The following is a 16,530-nucleotide window of genomic DNA, read 5'->3' as shown; positions in this document are numbered from 1 at the left end:
TTTAAGTTGCTGTGGTCGATTCGGTGCGAGGAAGCACCAACAAGGTTGGGGGAAACAAATGGCAATAACAACTGCCGACTGGATTGCCGACACAGTTCTTGTTCGAGAAATTAACCAGCAGTTCCAAAGTGCGATAGCAGCCTACGATGCGAAGCCGACTCTGATCGCTGAGCATGCTAACCACGAGGAGTCCATACGTACGGGGGGCTACGCGAACCGTACACTTCTCGAGCTTGTTCAGAATGCAGCCGATGCCATGGCTGGTTCGGATGGTGACGGACTGAGTGGTCTCGGAAAAGTCGAAATTGTGCTTGATTCTTCTTCGAGCACACTATATTGCGCTAACTCCGGACGTCCTTTTTCTAGGTCTGGATTGATCGCAATCACGCACGCACACCTCAGTGGAAAGCGAGGCGATGAGATTGGCCGCTTCGGGCTCGGCTTCAAGTCGGTCCTCAGCGTCAGTGACTCGCCGCAGGTCTTTAGCCGCTCGATTTCATTCGAGTTCAATTCGCCGCAAGCACGCGAAGCCCTCACCAAGATTGCACCCGGGCACCGGTTTCCGATCTTACGCACGGCAACTATCCTCGATGCTGAAGAAGAAATTCAGGCAGATCCTATCCTAGCCGAGCTGGGAGTATGGGCGTCGACGGTCGTAAAGCTGCCATATGCGTCCAATCTCGACCACCTTCGTGAGGAAATTGAGAACTTCAGCTCCGAGTTTCTTCTTTTTGTTGAAGCTGTTCGTGAAGTGAAGCTTCGAGTGGTGGGTACTGATCCTTTTGAAACAAGCCACGTCTCTCGCGACCTGGGCGGGGGAGTCTTAAGAATTGAAGGACCCTCGGGCGGAGGCAGCGAATGGATTGTCGGGAGCCGGATGCACGCTCCTTCAGCCGCAGCGAGAAAACTTGTCGGAGAAGCTGTATCGCGTGCGGAAGTGAAAGTAACGGTCGCGCTACCAGCTCAGCAGAACGCGCTGAGGATTGGACAATTCTGGTCCTACTTCCAGCTGCAAGACACAACATCAGCATCAGGGCTCTTTAATGCTCCATGGAGCGTAAATGATGACCGGACCACTTTGCTCAAGAACGAGTACAACCGGGAAATGCTTGGAACGCTTGCGGAGATATTCGTTGGTCTGCTGCCTCGACTCAGGACGGAAACAGACCCGGCGGTACATCTGGATTACATGCCCGCGCGTGGCCGTGGCCAGGAAAGCCATGGCTTTGGCGACGAGAACTTGTCAGCACATGTACTGCGATTGGCGGGAGCGGGTGATCTGATTCCAGATGCCAATGCCCAGCTTTGCAATGGTGCTTCGCTCCGTCCGCTGGATCTAACAGTCCGCTTCGAGGAGGCGGTGCATCAAGGATGGGTCAGGTCGCCGAACACGGGCAGCGACGTCCCCCACTGGCGCTGTTACTCGACCCCGACCCGCGCTACCCGCTTGAGGGATCTTCTCCTATCCGCGACCAGTCCTAGCCTGGACCCGAGTGCACGTGACACGAAGCTTGCGCTCGAGCACATGCCGAAGCGGGGCCTCTTGACGTGGCTGCGGGAGTGGGCCGAGGGCAATGACGCAAAATCTGCAGCCAATGCGTTCCGCACCGTAACTAAGAACCCTGGTCTTGATGACATCGCGAATGCAAACGTGATTCCTACGTCCGAAGGCATGCGAGCACTGGCCGATAAGGACGTCGTGTTCCTCCACCGCGAAGCAGACCTTGAAATTGAAGGAGCTGTTTTCGTCGACGCCGCATTCCTGGCCGAGGAGGGCATCGAAATGCTTCTCCGCGGCCGGGGATTTCGGGACCTGGACCCTGAAGCGATTCTCAACGCACGACTGGCGACGCTTCCTGTGGAGCCTAGCGACGATGACCTCGTCAAGCTATGGGACGCCGTTTTATCGGTCGCGGTTCCTGCCGCCGCCAAACTGATGGCTTCGTCACGAGCTTCGATCAAGGTACCGACGCGTGACGGCGGTTGGGCTTGGCCCCAGCAAGTACTCGACCTCGATATTGCGCTAGCGGGTACCGTCGCTTCTCGGCTCCTCGATCGGCCTCGCTGCGTTCCTGATGTCGCCCACCGACTGGGAGTAGTACAACAGCCGGTGAAGGACTTTGCGCTGGAGGACGAGCTCGCCTACGAAGCCTACGTCGAAGCAACGCTCAGCGAGCTTAACGGACGAATGGGGCCGGGCGAGCGGCCAATTAGGACTATCGATTTGAGCCCCGGCGAAGGTCCGGGGCCGTTCTCGGTACTCTTTCTGCTCCATGACGCTGGTGTTCCCGATCAAGTTCGCGCTAACTGGACGACAGCCCTTCTTTCGTTCGCCGAACATGAATGGGTAGTCGAGGACTCCGATACCGGACGCACATTTGCAGTGCGATCACCCGTTCGCTGGGCAGTTGATCAAGCGGGGCTCTTCAACACCACCCGTGGCTATCGTCCGCTCCGAGATGTCATCGCACCTTCGTTGGTGCGCTTTTCCGGGCTGCTGCCGCTCTACAGAGGGCCACATCAAGTGTTGACTTTGCTTGACCTTCCGGACGAACTCACCGATGTTCCCCCTCACGTCATGCGGGAGATGCTCGAGGGGCAGCTCTTTCCTCGGGTAGATGATGACGTCCTTGTGGAGTTTGTCTTGGCCGCAAGCAGGAGCGGGCTAGAAGGTGCCAAGCCGAAGACGCTTCCTGCCCGAGTAAGGCAAACGATAGAAGCGCATGCGCCGTCTACGGTTTATCTTGCTACGACAGACGAGCAGGAGAATTTCCTTGGTACTCGCCACCGCCCGTACTTGCGCGTCGGGCCCTCACAGGTTGACGAGATGGTCGAGGTCGTAGGCTGTCGCCGGTTCGAAGATAGTTTCACTTTTTCAATGGTTGTCGAGGGACAGCAAGACCCCCAAAGAATCCTTGACGTTTACACCGGGCTGCGGAACGAATTCGGCGTGCAGTTGTACGCAGCCAAGGTTTCCCGTGCTTTGTTGATCGCCAAGCGCGTTACGACTGAGGACGGCGTCGAAGATCAGCCATTGAACTGGCACCGCGATGGATTTGAACTCGTGGTCGCCGGAGACTCAGACGCGCGGCAGATTCTGAGTTTCGTGAATGAGGCCTTCGATCTGCGCCTCGACAACGCCAGGCTATCCGCCGTGCTTAAGGCAGGCCTCAACCATAGGCTCGAGCTGCTCCGTCAGCAGGCGTGCGCTATCGAGTCTGACGCTGAACGTTTAGACCTGTACATTGGCCCGGACGATCTGAAGGACGCGCTGCCGACCGGCCTTTGGACGGCATTGGAGGCACAAGGACTTGTCGGGGAGGACACTTCCGTCGCCGAGCTGTTCCTCACGGTCTACGGCTCGGACTCGCTGAGGATCCTTGCCGAGCGCTTCCGCGAGGAGGGGTTCTCAGATGTCCCGTCGGCCTGGGCCGGAACGCCGGCAGCGATTTCATGGGTCCGCAAGATGGGGTTCGGCCCTGAATTCGCCGGCCAGCGGAACCGGCCGCGTCCCGAGGAGTTCGTCGTCGCCGGTGCTGTCCGACTCAACAAGTTTCACAGCTACCAAAAGAGGATCAGCGAGGATTTACGGAGAGTTCTGACCCAGCCGTCCACGGAGGGCCCGGCGCAGAAGGGCATGGTCGAGTTGCCCACCGGAGCAGGCAAAACCCGTGTGGCAACAGAGACCGCGCTCAAGTTGTTCGTTGATGAGGTGCTGTCCGGAACGATCCTGTGGATAGCCCAGTCCGCAGAGCTGTGCGAGCAAGCAGTGCAGACATTTCAAACAGTCTGGCGGTATCTGGGCGATGAGCGCCCTCTTACCATCGGTCGGCTCTGGGACACCAACACGGTCCACGAGCCTGACACCGAGCTCTCCGTCGTCGTCGCTACCGACGCCAAGATTGAAGCGATCATGGGTCGACCCGACTACGAGTGGCTCAGCCAGCCGACCGCCGTCTTTATCGACGAGGCACATCGCACGGGTGGTTCGACGCGCTACACGGCCATATTGCGGTGGCTCGGCGTCGATGGACGCAGCTGGGAACGGCCTCTGGTGGGTCTATCGGCAACGCCATTCAAGGGCCGCGCGGGTGACCACAGCGGTACCAAAGAGCTGGCCGCTAGGTTCGGCACCAATCGTCTCACCGCTTTCGAATCCGATGCATACAAGGAGCTTGTCAAACTTGGCGTGCTCGCAAGGGTCAGGCACGAGGTGCTCCCATCCGGCGTCGATGTTGATCTCAACGCCGCGGAACGCAGTACGCTCAACTCGAGCCGCCTCATCGATCGGAACGTTTACGAGAAACTCGGCCGCAATGAGCATCGAATGCGGATCCTGGTGGAACACATCCTCGAACAGGATCGGGAGTGGCCGATCCTTGTATTTACGCCGAGTGTGTTGTCCGCGCAGGTGCTGGCCGCGTCATTGCGGTATCGCGGTGTGAAGGCCGCCTCAGTCAGTGGCCAAACCGGGCGCCAGGAACGCCGAAACGTTATCAAAGAATTCCAGGACGGCGCGATCAAAGTGCTCGCTAACTGTGACCTGCTGGTGCAGGGATTCGACGCACCTGGCGTACGCGCCTTATACATTGCTCGCCCCACCTTTAGCCCCGGCGCTTACATCCAAATGGCGGGCCGAGGGCTGCGGGGCAAGGAAAACGGCGGCAAGGAGGAATGTCTGATCGTCGACGTAGCCGACAACTGGGGTGCGATGAATGATTTCCTTGGCTACCACGACTACGAAGAGCTCTGGAAGGAGCAGCAGGGATGATACTGGTTCCGACGCTGGCCGACATCGAGAAGAAGTCCGTCAGTGCGGGCGAGCGGTCCCTTGCTCGCCTACTTCATGGAATTGAGACGGACCCGAATGCAGTCGCTTTTTACTCGGTTGACCTGCGCTCGCACTCCTACAAGCAGCAGGCCGAGGCAGACTTTGTGGTTCTATGGCGCGGATGCGTGGTGGTGATCGAGGTCAAAGGAGGAGGTGTGCGCAAGCACGACGGGGTTTGGTACTCGATCGACCGGCACGGGGACTGGCACAGGCTCTCGACCTCACCAATGGAGCAGGCCCGGTCGGCGGGGTTCGCGCTTCGAAGCATCCTGAAGGAGCAAGGTGTGGGATGGTTCGCGCACGAGGCCGTCGTGGTGACCCCGGACATCGATACGCCGCCGGATGCAGTCGGATGGCTACCCACGCACTGGCTCGCACGTGACGACATGACATCTGCAAAGCTCGCTGCCGCTCTCAATGCAGTTGAGGCCAGCGCCCGCGAGGCTCCGACCGGACAAAAAATTGCCCGAATGGACGACCTTCGGGCTCGCTTATTCGGCGAGTTCACGCGAATGCCAGTCATTGACGCTCAGCGCGGGGCGATCATCGAGGAGCAGAATAGAGCAACGGCTGGGCAGTCAAGAGTTCTTGGAGCGCTCGCGAGGAACCACCGCATGGTCGTCTACGGCGGCGCGGGAACTGGGAAATCCATGGTCCTGGTCGAGGCAGCCAAGCAAGAAGCAGATCAAGGACGTACCGTGCTCGTCACATTCCGGTCGCCTGCTTTGGCACAGTACTTCGCACCGCACCTCGATGACCGGCAAGTGGACGTGGTCGCCTTCGAGAATCTCGGAACCGCCGGCAGGTACGACGTGGTGCTGATTGACGAAGCGCAGGACATGATGTCCGCCGAGGCAATGGATTTGATTGACAGCGTGATTGTTGGAGGTCGAGCTAACGGGCGTTGGCGGATGTTTCTCGACCAGAACAACCAGGCACACGTCGATGGCGTCTACGATGGCGACGTTGCTGCGCTCGTTGCTGACGAGGCCGTGGCCGTCGACCTAGACCTCAACGTGCGGAACACGAGTGCGATCGTGCACGTCGTTCAGGAATATTTGGGCGCTGATGTTGGCGATCCCGGAATTGTGCACGGTGAAAAAGTGCAGTGGCATACAACAGATAGTCAGGTCACAATCTCGGACGGTGTGGCCGTCGCTGCACAGCTCCTCCAAGACGGGGCTCGCCGGAGCGAGATCTGGATCATTGACCCTGGCTCGGACAAGACGCCCGTGACAGCCAATGGATTCACCGTAACCACCCCTAGGTTTGCCAAAGGGCTCGAAGCCGAACACGTCATCGTATGTGGTCTACCCGAACCGCTTGATGACGCCGGCATAGCTAGCTTCTACGTCGCCGTCACGCGGGCACGGGTCTCGCTACACTCGTGGTTTCCAGGGACGATAAACGGCGCCTTCAGCAACTTGTACGACAGCGGATGGTGACACGGTGACTCTCACCCACGCACAACGCCTTGTGCTGCAGCACCTGCGATCTGCTTACCTCGGTCCAGACGGAGGCGACGACGAGGTCCTCGAGAACCTACCTAATAGGCAATACGCCGTGGGCATGCTCTTTCCACATGACAGTGCCGCTCCAACTGCCGACCAGGGTGCCGCTCCTGACTATGACGAGGTTGACGTCGACGGAGCGGTCTCTTCGTCCGGGGAAGTCGAGGAAACGGGTGCCAGCGTTCCAATCGCAGAGGATTGGCGGCCTTCATCCGTTGCAATCTCTTTCATCACTAATGATTCTGCGGTCAAATGTGACCTCACGGGCGCAACATACGCTGCCTTGGATGAGGATGGCCCGCCCCGGTGGCGGCGTGTGCCATTCCATTTCGAGGGTCTCGAGCTTGCTCGCAAACAGCCGCACTATGAAGACGTGGCAGGCGACGTACCAATCCAAATTGGATCTCGGTGGAGAGGATTTGGCGATGCCTTCCTTGTGACCGTCCATGTACGTGTCCTGAGCCAGTCGACTGGGGACGACCGCCTCGACGCGGTCAATATGCTTTACCAGGTCTCGCTTGCAGTCGCCCCACAGGGACAAGGGTCGATCCTCGAATACGACACTACGAGAGCATTGGATCTCGATGACGAGGCGGCCGAGCTTAGGCTCCGGTACCGGGATCGAAAGGTTTACGCCGTCGGGCATGGCATGGCGGCCGACTGGGAATTGACTGATGGATGCTGCCGTCGGGTGTGGCTCGAACCCGTGCCCTCCTTTGTGGTGCCGGCTATTGAGACAACCGGCTTCGACGATTCGACAGCTGAGGCGCAGGCGCTGCGTCTCGATCATCTTTCGCGACTCGACGGGTCGCCGGAGGAGGTTCTCGCATCTCTGGACGCCTTCGTTGATGCTTTCGGGTCTTGGGTTGCTTCGGAAGAAAATCGCGTGAGTTCGTTCGGCTCCGACGCTTTGGTTGCCAGACGAATTGTTGACCGCTCGGTGGTTGCCCATGGCCGGATGAGCGAGACGGTCGCGCTCCTGCGCCGGAACGACCGATCCGATCTCCGCTCGGCGTTCGCCCTAGCTATGGTGGCCATGCGGCTGCAAATGCGACAGGCTCAGCTCAATCGAGGTGCTGAACTGACGGAGCCACGTTGGCGGCCGTTCCAGCTCGGGTTCCTGCTGGTCGCTCTTGCCTCGACAGTGGATGAGACCCACGACGAACGCGAGCTCGTAGACTTGATTTGGTTCCCAACTGGTGGCGGAAAGACAGAGGCCTACCTGGGGCTGGCAGCTATCGAAATCTTCCGCCGGCGAATCGCAGAAGGACCGGCAGGCGGTGGAACGGCAGTACTGACCCGTTACACGCTTCGCCTGCTGACCTCCCAGCAATTTCAGCGCGCTGCCTCGCTGATCTGTGCAATGGAGCTCCTGCGAAGGCCGGGCCTGCTTAGTGACCCCAGGGTCAGAGGAATGGCGACCTTCACGATCGGCCTCTGGGTGGGCAATGAGGTTACCCCGGGATCCCGACGGGATGCCAAGGCGGCCATTGAACGGCTATACAAGGCAGCACGTCCAGAAGAGGCGAACCAGTTCCAGGTCGAAAGCTGTCCGTGGTGCGCTAGGGACCTCCTGCCGAAGGCCCGGTCCGCAAAGTTGCAGGAGTATGGAGTTAGGCTTGTCGGCCGTGACGTTGTCATACACTGCACTGACGGCTCGTGCGAATTTAGTGATGCGCTTCCGGTGGAGGTTGTGGATGAGGTTCTCTATGAGAATCCACCCACGATCCTGCTCGCGACCGTCGATAAGTTTGCGCGCCTGCAGTTTCGCGCAGAGGCAGGGCGGTTGCTCGGTCTAAATACCGCGTTTCGCCAGCCGTCTTTGATCATTCAGGACGAGCTGCACCTGCTGTCGGGCCCTCTGGGAACCACGGTGGCAGTCTTTGACGCCGTAATAAAGTTGCTACTTTCCGCTGGCGGGGCCACGCCAAAAATCGTAGCGTCGACTGCCACGATCAGATCCTCGGATGACCAGGTTCAGGGCTTGTATGGGCGAGCGGTTGCCTTGTATCCCCCGTCGGGGCTCGACGACGACCGGACGTTTTTTTCCCGGCCTGTAAGCAGTGGCGAGGGACGCCTATACCTTGGGCTGATGCCGCAGGCGTTATCGCAGATGTCGTCCACAGTATCGGCGGCTTCGCCGTTGGTCGAGATCCCAGCCGTGCTCGACAGATTAGGGAGTTCGGGTGTCAGCCGTGACGCCTACTGGACTGCCGTTATGTACCACAACAGCTTGCGCGAGCTTGGACGAACCGGAACCCTCGTTGTCGATGACGTCAATGCACGCCTTGAACCCAGGGCGGAGCGGCTCGGCCACGATCTCCGAACAGTCAGAGCAGGAAGGGTCCTCGAGCTCACCAGCCGCCGTGGACCAGAAGAGCTCCCGAACGATCTGCGTGAGCTAAGGCGGAGCATAGATAGTACAAACCAAGCCATCGACATCGTACTTTCGTCCAACATGCTTTCCGTGGGAATTGACATCCCACGCCTAGCTTTGATGCTTATGGTCGGCCAGCCTAAAACGACGTCCGAGTACATCCAGGCCACCAGCAGGGTCGGACGCGGCACCGTCCAAGGCGTCGTCACAACGTTGTTTCGCTCCAACCGTGCGCGGGACCGATCGCACTTCGAGACTTTCCGCGGGTACCACGAGGTGCTCTACCGCAATGTCGAACCGACCAGCGTCACTCCCTGGTCGCTGGCGTCACGTGAGCGCTCGCTGGCTGGTGCGGTGGCGGCGCTGATACGGCATCTAGTACCCGCGCTAGCCGGAAACGACGCTGCTGGTCAACTCGATCTGGAGAATGCCGTGCTGAGCGGGACGATCGACACGCTAGTCGATAGATTCGTAGGACTCGTTCAGAGCGCTGACAAGGTCGAAGCGGATGACACGCGCGAGAGGGTTAGGACGCTGCTCAACGAGTGGGACAGACGTGCGAGAAATGCGCGGGAGTCAGATTCGCTTCTGCTGTACGACAGAAAGAACCAGACGGACAACGCGCTGTTCAAACGTTTTGGGCAATCGGGGGAGGGCTGGCTGGTGGCAGATTCCATGCGGTCTGTCGAACCTAACGTGGCCGTGGATGTACGTGAGCCCTTTGAGGAGGCAACCAGTGGAACGGATCAAGCATGACCTGCGGTTGTCGGAGACCATCTCGCCTTTTGGGGTTGGTGCAATCGTAGACGTGCGCGGCGAGTCTCTCATCGCGCCCGACACATCGTGGTGGGATAAGCGTTTCGCTCCTGAGATCCACTGCGAACGTCTCGTAGAACGGCTGGGACCGAGCGTTCTGCTTGAGGCCCCGACTCACTCAGGCCGAGCGGGTAAAGATACGATCGGTCTCTTGTACTGGCGGTTTCCATCTTGGAGGTTCTGTGAGCGATGCTCGCGGCTGTCCCAGCAGACCAGGAAAAACAAGGGAAAATGGGCAAACAAGTGCTCCTGCGAGGGTTCACTCGTTCCCATGCGTTATGTCGCCGTTTGCGAGAAGGGTAGTCACCTTCAGGACATCCCTTGGTTTATGTGGACACACCGCGGCCACGATGCCGGAGTCACAGAGACTGTACGCTTCTGTCGCGCCTACAAGGAGCTTCGGTTCGTGCGCTCTGCAAAGCACGGCGAAGGTCTCAAGTCGCTGCGCGTGGAGTGCGGAGGCTGCAAACGTTCCAGGCCTTTGTCTGACCTTGTAATGAAGGACGCGCTCGGTCGGGACGGCATCCGTTGCAGAGGGAGCCAGCCCTGGCAGGACCCGTTGCCCGGTAGTGCGTGTGATCATAAGCTTTTTGCGGTGCAGCGCGGGGCAACCGGCAACTATATCGCCGAAAGGATCTCAGCGCTTGACATCCCTGAAGAACGTCCTCGCTCGGCTGCAGCTGATGATGCCATCCGAAATCACATGTTTTTTGAAAAGGTCGTTGCCGACAACGGCGGACCGCAGTCCGAAATGATCGCGGGATGGATGGCCGACGAACTCGGCGTAACGGTTGAACAAGTCTTGACGGTCGCGTCTGGTAACAGCGAGCCAGCCGATGATGTCTTACTGGATCTGAAGGACGGTGAATGGGCAGCCTTCCAAAAAAAGCTGGGGCAGCCAGGGCGAGACCTAAGTGAAGGCGACTTTGTTGTCGATAGCTGGTCCGTCAAGAATCATCAGACCGTTCCCTCTACGTTGGCGTCCCGGCTGACCGCCGTCGGACAGGTCAGGAGGGTGCGCGAAGTCCGGGCGCTGAAAGGATTCCGCCGCTACTCCGCCGACGCGGAGATGATTAGTGCAGACCTCTCCATCGATGGCAAGAGAAGGCCTGTCTTTCCGGCCATCGAGATGTATGGGGAGGGGATATTCCTTCAGTTCGACGAGGAGTTCCTAAGTGAGTGGGAAACCCGATCAGAGGTCCAGGCTCGAGCTGGAATTCTTGTTAGCAGACGCAACGAAACTCCATGGGCGCACCGACTTGACGCACCAGAGCCTCGTTACGTCGCTCTGCACACGATCGCGCACCTCCTGATCCGCCGTCTCGCCTATGCAAGCGGTTATTCCTCCGCATCTCTTCAGGAGCGGATCTATGCGCATTCCGATCGTCCTGACCGTACCGCCGGCATTCTGATCTATACAGCAGCCGGTGATGCCCAAGGCACTCTCGGGGGACTTGTGAGACTCGGCGATCCGGACAAGTTAGTGCCGCTACTCCTCGCAGCCCTCGACGATGCTGACGTCTGCTCGAACGATCCTGTTTGCATTGAAAGCGATCGGCAGGGCACATCCAGTCTGAACCTATCCGCCTGCCATGGCTGTTCGCTTGTCAGCGAGACGTCCTGTGAAACTGCCAATCGACTCCTCGATAGGCAATTGGTGCTAGGCGGAAGCCATGTCCCCGGCTTGCTGGATGGAGTACTGGAGGAAGTTCGGTCGACGGGACTGGAAAAGGAATAGCAGTGGCTATTTGAACCGAGAAGCCGCTCTGGGACTGTCCCAGAGCGGCTTCTTAGGGGCTTTTGCTACTACGCGACTTCGGCAAGCTCTTGCTGGGCGACAAGAGCAGCGCGAAGATGACGGGCTAATGCCTGAGCCAGCGCCGTCGGGACGGCGTTGCCGATTTGCCGGGCTATCTCAATTTTGGAACCTTCGAAAATGAAGCTGTCAGGGAAGCCTTGAAGCCGTGCCGCTTCGCGATGGGTTATCGGCCTATGCGCCTCAGGGTGGAGGTAGCGGCCCTTCTCCGGCTTAAAGAACTCCGTGCGGATCGTTGGTGATGGGCGTTCCCACCACAAGCGACCCATGACGTCAGTCGTGCCGGTCGGTTTTTCAGCCCAGCACCTCGGGAGCAGATCCGGTCGGTTCCGCGCCAGGTCGAACCGATTCCCGCCCTCGGGAATCGCCATGTAGCGCTCTAGGCTCGTGGGGCGAGGGTTGCGCTTTAGGTGGAGCTCCTGACGGTCGCCAGAAAAACCCTCGATCACTTCCGGTTCGACGGCGGTCGGGTACGGAGGTAGGTCACCGATAGCGTCTCGTACTGTCACAAACGGGGTGCCGCTGACCGCGTTCGGTCCATGGGTAACGGGCGGAGGCCACGCTACTGCTTGGGCACCACGGACTGCCATGAAGATTCCTCGGATTCGGCGCTGGGGCGCGCCATATTCAGCGGCGTTCAGCGGGCCGTAAGCGAAGGCGTACTCCTTGAGTACGGGATCAGTTTCCATTGCCTCTAAGAGGGCGTGGAACTGCGCGGACTTCTGGAATTCCGGTACGTTCTCGATGACGAAGGCCGCGGGCTTTACCTGGCGGACAGCGCGAAGGTACTGCTGCCAGAGTTCGTTGAGCTCGGCTCGGGATTCGTCGTCACGGTCGCGTCCCAGGGGTGAAAAGCCTTGGCAAGGAGGTCCCCCGATGATGACGTCGGCTTCTGGGAACGTCTCCACGTCCGTCACAGAGCCGGTTTCTACCTTGCAGCCGAAGTGTCTCTCGTAGGTGCTTGCGGCGGCCTTATCGATCTCAACGGCGAAGATAGGCATGAAGCCTAGCTTTGCCTGCTCGAAGCCAAGAGAGAGTCCTCCGGCGCCTGCGAATAAGTCAATTGTGCGTATGTCCATGATGCCCTTCCCGGTCGTAATCCTATCCTTACGCTGGGGTAGGACATTCGTGCTCGTGGGTGTGTCCGGCTGGGTGATTGATCACTGTTAATGAGAAGCTCAGGCGCATGCCCGCTCCCTTCGCCGCTCAGCTATGCGGTTATCGCTTGGACAGACAACAGAACCTTACCGACCGCCCAAACACGTCGGATGCTAGCGAAGAGGGGTCAAAGGAGCTGGGAAGGGCCTTGTTCGAGGAACTCCGGGTGCCTAGCGACAGGGTAGGCCCCAAGGATCCAGGGGCAAGGATGGAGGAGGCGATACAAGAGCACCTACAACAGGTATGTTCCCACGTTGCGATCCACCGTTCGAAGTCAGCACTTGATTTCCAGCAGTATGCACACTTGCGAGTTTTCCCGGAGTTCAAAAAGGGGCATAAAGACGCCTGGCCAACCATAAACGACTTGCTCGCAATTGCACAGGAACTCCCGCGATCGAAGGCCACGTCAAGCCTCCGGCGGAAACTGAAAGCCGCCTCAACAAAGTTCGCTACCCAAGACAGCATCAGTGAGAGACTCAAGTTGTATATGCCTGAAGAGTCCCTGCTAAATCTAGATCTCACTTGTGCACTAGAGACGGAGGGGAAGGAACCCGTGCTCCGACTCGGGCTTTCGTCAAAATGGACACTTCGCACCGACCGGGCACAGGACTGCGTATCTCAAGGTGCCAAGCTGGCTTCACAACGGCGGGGGCCCATGCCGCACTATGCGGTCATAACCATGGAACCTCGACCAGCAATGTTGAGGATTCTTGCGGACGGTTCAGGAGCGGTTGACTACGTGTACCATTTGGACCTTCCAGCTCTGACGCGTGCCGTGGAAAAAGTCAGGCTCACAAAAAAGGACAACTGGAGTCCGGGCATCACTTTTGACAGGTTGCTCAAGCAGGGACGTATTCGCGATTACGACGACATGGTAGAGGCTGTGAAGTCGATTTCCACTTATGCTCCGCCAACCGTGCCAGAGGGCGCCATCGCTGAAGCTGAAGAACTCGCGCGCCGGAGAGGCGAGAGGCTAGATGAGGTAGAGCTTCCTTCTAGGGGCGTCTAACTGGTCAACAGTAAGTAGAGCGGCACGAAAGCTGGCCCGACAAAAGTTAGTGGCATATGGGGTCTAGGCGAATTGAACTGGAGGAAGAATGTCCGAAGAAGGCACGCTATTTAGGTTATCCCCTTCTGCCGGAACAGGCCGAGCTGAAGCATCCACCCCGACTGGCGGTGTCGATTATGTTCCTCACGCTGGTGATGCAGTTGCGCGCATGAACCGCGGAACGGAACCCCTATTGGTTACAGCACGCCGCGAGTTTCACCGGGACTTAGCCAGTGCCCTGACCATAGATGCCGAAGGAGTTCCAAGCAACGCGGACTCGAGTAGCCGACCAAGCATTAGGTTTGCACAAGGAGTCGCTGAGCGACTAGGAACGGCGACGCGTGCAAAAAAACTACAAGGCCAAACTTTGGGAGCCCGGTTCGAACAGGCGACTGCTAATTTCTTAGGAAAAACATTTCCTTACCTAGATACGCTTCGCCCCGGGGATTGGACCGTGCGTCGCATTGGCGATAATAGTCACCCTGGATTCAAGTCGCAGAAGCAAAAGATCGAGGGATCAATTTACGAGCAGTACGAGCATCTTGCAGATTTAGAAACAATCGTCAAGGAGAATCGGGCAATGCAGGCTTCATTGGGAAATGCCTATGCTATTGCTCCGGATGTTGTCGTGACTCGCATGCCGGTCGGAGACGACTTAATAAATCGGGACCGCTACATCGTTGGCGAAGATGTCGCACAGTACGCCTCGATTCGAAGCAATGTACAGGCTCGCGCACTTCTTCATGCAGTTATCTCCTGCAAGTGGACCATTCGCACCGATCGCGCTCAGAATGCTCGTTCTGAAGCGCTCAACCTAATTCGGAATCGGAAGGGTCGGACTCCTCACATTGCGATTGTCACAGCTGAACCGGTACCAAATAGACTGGCATCGCTAGCTCTAGGCACGGGAGACGTAGACTGCGTATACCACTTCGCGCTTCCGGAGTTAATGCACACCCTTGAGGAGGACAGCGACGAGTCCGCTTTCGAAATGCTTCAAATGATGGTGCATGGAAAGCGGCTGAAAGACATCTCTGACCTGCCCTTAGACCTCGCAGTGTAAGAACGTACCAGTGTGTCGATGGCAGGGCTGCGCAGCGGAAATGCGGTCGCTGCTCCCTCCAGTGGCGTTAGGAAACGGGCCATGCAGCCCTGGACGACGTGCCCATTAGAGCCCAGCACTCACACCTACGAACGCGATGCGCCGTCCGCTCTTTGAGATATGTCTGGGCGTGATCTGCTTCGAAGATGCCCTCATGGGAGGTGGCTGTTTTAGGCTATAAGATGCGCCAGGGTCCGATTCGTTTTTCTTAGCCTGGTTACTGATCTCTAAGCTGTTCGTCCCGTTGAAAATCGTCATTGATTCATTCCTCGTCATGAGCGGCGGTACATGGGCGCAGCTTTGGAGCGGTGTAATTGGATCGCTAATTGGTGCTGGCGTAGCAGCTTGGGTCGCTTCCTACGTTTTGGTGCAACACCTAAGGAACAGAGCTTAATAGCGAACCTCAACGAGACCACACAGCGGCAGCTGGCAGCTGCGGCCGCTTCCGAACAGGCGCGGCTATCTCGCAACCAGTTGGGTGAACAGCGCGTCGCGCTCAACAGGAACCTTGGCGAGCAACGTAGGGGCCTTGAGAAGCAGCTTGCGGAGCAGCGGCGGGAGGCCTCTGAGAATAGAGAGCGAACGGTCATCGGTGATGTCATTGGAATTCTCTCCGATTTCTCGGTCTTGTTCTCGGATGGGGCTAGAGATTCAGACATGCTGGGGAGACTCGCAGGAGCTTTGGGTAGATGGCATGTGGAGAGCATCGATCCAGGGCTCAGATCCGAACTAAGTCGTTGGCCCCTCCAACGGTGGACCGTGATCTCGCTATCCAGACGTCCGGCGGACGTAAGTCTCACCCCTGAGGAATCGCAACTTATCGTCCAAGCCAACACCGCGGCGATGTCAACCTTTGCCAGAGACTGGTCCAACGCCGACGTCAGGGCACGGGAGACATTGATGTCATAAGGCTCGAGATTCCCTGCCAAATCTCCCAAAGACAGGGCCTGAGCCTGCTACTCGGCGAAACTGAAAGGTCCCTTAGGTAGAAAAGTATGCTTAGCCCACCGCTTCCTGGGGGGCGGCCAGGCGTTGCAACATTTGGCTGTTGCCTTTAGGTCTTTGCGGTTGTAGGAACCAGCATAAACTTGAGCCTCAGGCGACAGCAGCCACCTCAACCTGCACCCCCGCATCGCGGAACTTCTGCACCTGCCCGGGGTCGGCGCCGTCGTCCGTCACCAGGGTCCAGGGAAGCGCCAGCCGTGCCCAGGCGTGGAACGGCCGCAGGCCCAGCTTGGACGAGTCCGCCAGCACGTAGACCTCCCGGCCGCGCCGGGCCATGAGCTCCTTGAGGCGGGTCTGGGCGTGGTCGGCCTCGCAAATGCCGTCCTCGGCAGTGACGGCGTCGGCGCCCAGGAACACCCGGTCGAAGCTCATCCGCTCCAGCGCGGCCTCGGCCAGCGGGCCCACAAAGCTCTGCGACAGACTCCGCAGCCGCCCGCCCAGGCAGTCCACCTCAACGCCCTCCGAGTCGGCCAGCTCCTGCAGAGTGTTGATGCCCGGCGTGGTCACGGACAGTTTCTCGAACCCGCGCAGTTCGTGGGCCAGGGCACCCACGGTGGAGCCGGCGTCGAGCAGGATGTTCTCCCCTGGCTGGATCACCGTCGCCGCCCAGCGGGCGATGCCATGCTTCTGCTCGAACGCCTCGCCGGTGCGCTGCCGCAGCGACGCCTCCGGGTGCGCGCCCAGGGCCATGGCCCCGCCGTAAGTGCGGGCCAGCCGGCCCTGCCCGTTTAGCAGCGCCAGGTCGCGGCGGATGGTGGAGGCGGTCACCTCGAACCGGGCGGAGAGCTCTTCCACGGAGGCGAGGCCGGTGGTCACGGCAAGGTGGTAGATCTCCTCGCGCCGCGCGTTTGCGCTGAGCATTCCCG

General features: G+C 59.0%; 8 protein-coding genes. 6 read left to right on the top strand and 2 right to left on the bottom strand.

The window, feature by feature from the left end:
- The first annotated feature begins 58 nt into the window (after window positions 1–58).
- Genes ACIQF4_RS07720 through drmB form a run of 4 tightly spaced genes read left to right on the top strand, consistent with a single transcriptional unit; the run spans window position 59 to window position 11,273 of the window.
- Entirely contained in the window at window positions 59–4,771 is a 4,713-nt protein-coding gene (locus ACIQF4_RS07720) for a sacsin N-terminal ATP-binding-like domain-containing protein (RefSeq protein ID WP_400516754.1), read from the top strand.
- On the top strand, window positions 4,768–6,276 hold the full coding sequence (locus ACIQF4_RS07715; protein ID WP_400516753.1) for an NERD domain-containing protein: 1,509 nt from the start codon (window positions 4,768–4,770) through the stop codon (window positions 6,274–6,276). The genes ACIQF4_RS07720 and ACIQF4_RS07715 overlap by 4 nt, the downstream gene beginning before the upstream one ends.
- Window positions 6,277–6,280: 4 nt before the next feature.
- Complete coding sequence (locus tag ACIQF4_RS07710) at window positions 6,281–9,475, top strand: helicase-related protein (RefSeq protein ID WP_400516751.1); 3,195 nt, start codon at window positions 6,281–6,283, stop codon at window positions 9,473–9,475.
- The gene (drmB, locus tag ACIQF4_RS07705) at window positions 9,426–11,273 is read left to right on the top strand and encodes a DrmB family protein (protein WP_400516749.1); all 1,848 of its coding nucleotides are present in this window, start codon (window positions 9,426–9,428) and stop codon (window positions 11,271–11,273) included. Before ACIQF4_RS07710 ends, drmB begins: the two co-directional genes overlap by 50 nt.
- 68 nt (window positions 11,274–11,341) lie before the next feature.
- Here the strand turns inward: drmB and ACIQF4_RS07700 are convergent, their stop codons facing one another.
- Window positions 11,342–12,430: a DNA cytosine methyltransferase gene (locus ACIQF4_RS07700; RefSeq protein ID WP_400516748.1), complete on the bottom strand. Its 1,089-nt coding sequence runs from the start codon at window positions 12,428–12,430 to the stop codon at window positions 11,342–11,344.
- A 227-nt stretch (window positions 12,431–12,657) separates the two neighbouring features.
- On the opposite strand from ACIQF4_RS07700, the gene ACIQF4_RS07695 reads away from it, so the two are divergent.
- Both ACIQF4_RS07695 and ACIQF4_RS07690 read left to right on the top strand, forming a co-directional pair.
- On the top strand, window positions 12,658–13,518 hold the full coding sequence (locus ACIQF4_RS07695) for an NgoMIV family type II restriction endonuclease (RefSeq protein WP_400579869.1): 861 nt from the start codon (window positions 12,658–12,660) through the stop codon (window positions 13,516–13,518).
- Between the two features lie 88 nt (window positions 13,519–13,606).
- A complete protein-coding gene (locus ACIQF4_RS07690) occupies window positions 13,607–14,620 on the top strand; it encodes an NgoMIV family type II restriction endonuclease (protein ID WP_400516745.1) in 1,014 nt (337 codons plus the stop codon).
- A 1,134-nt stretch (window positions 14,621–15,754) separates the two neighbouring features.
- Here the strand turns inward: ACIQF4_RS07690 and ACIQF4_RS07685 are convergent.
- On the bottom strand, window positions 15,755–16,525 hold the full coding sequence (locus tag ACIQF4_RS07685; RefSeq protein WP_400516744.1) for a DeoR/GlpR family DNA-binding transcription regulator: 771 nt from the start codon (window positions 16,523–16,525) through the stop codon (window positions 15,755–15,757).
- Window positions 16,526–16,530 lie beyond the last annotated feature (5 nt).

The organism is Pseudarthrobacter sp. NPDC092202 (genome assembly GCF_044755505.1).
GTDB lineage: Bacteria > Actinomycetota > Actinomycetes > Actinomycetales > Micrococcaceae > Arthrobacter.
Note: the sequence above shows the minus strand (reverse complement) of the source record. Positions and strands in the feature narration are given on the sequence as shown.

Excerpts from the sequence above, each read along its gene's own strand:
- ACIQF4_RS07685 (WP_400516744.1), bottom strand. The coding sequence starts at position 16,525 with ATGCTCAGCGCAAACGCGCGGCGCGAGGAGATCTACCACCTTGCCGTG.
- ACIQF4_RS07690 (WP_400516745.1), top strand. The coding sequence starts at position 13,607 with ATGTCCGAAGAAGGCACGCTATTTAGGTTATCCCCTTCTGCCGGAACA.
- ACIQF4_RS07700 (WP_400516748.1), bottom strand. The coding sequence starts at position 12,430 with ATGGACATACGCACAATTGACTTATTCGCAGGCGCCGGAGGACTCTCT.
- ACIQF4_RS07715 (WP_400516753.1), top strand. The coding sequence starts at position 4,768 with ATGATACTGGTTCCGACGCTGGCCGACATCGAGAAGAAGTCCGTCAGT.
- drmB (WP_400516749.1), top strand. The coding sequence starts at position 9,426 with ATGTACGTGAGCCCTTTGAGGAGGCAACCAGTGGAACGGATCAAGCAT.
- ACIQF4_RS07720 (WP_400516754.1), top strand. The coding sequence starts at position 59 with ATGGCAATAACAACTGCCGACTGGATTGCCGACACAGTTCTTGTTCGA.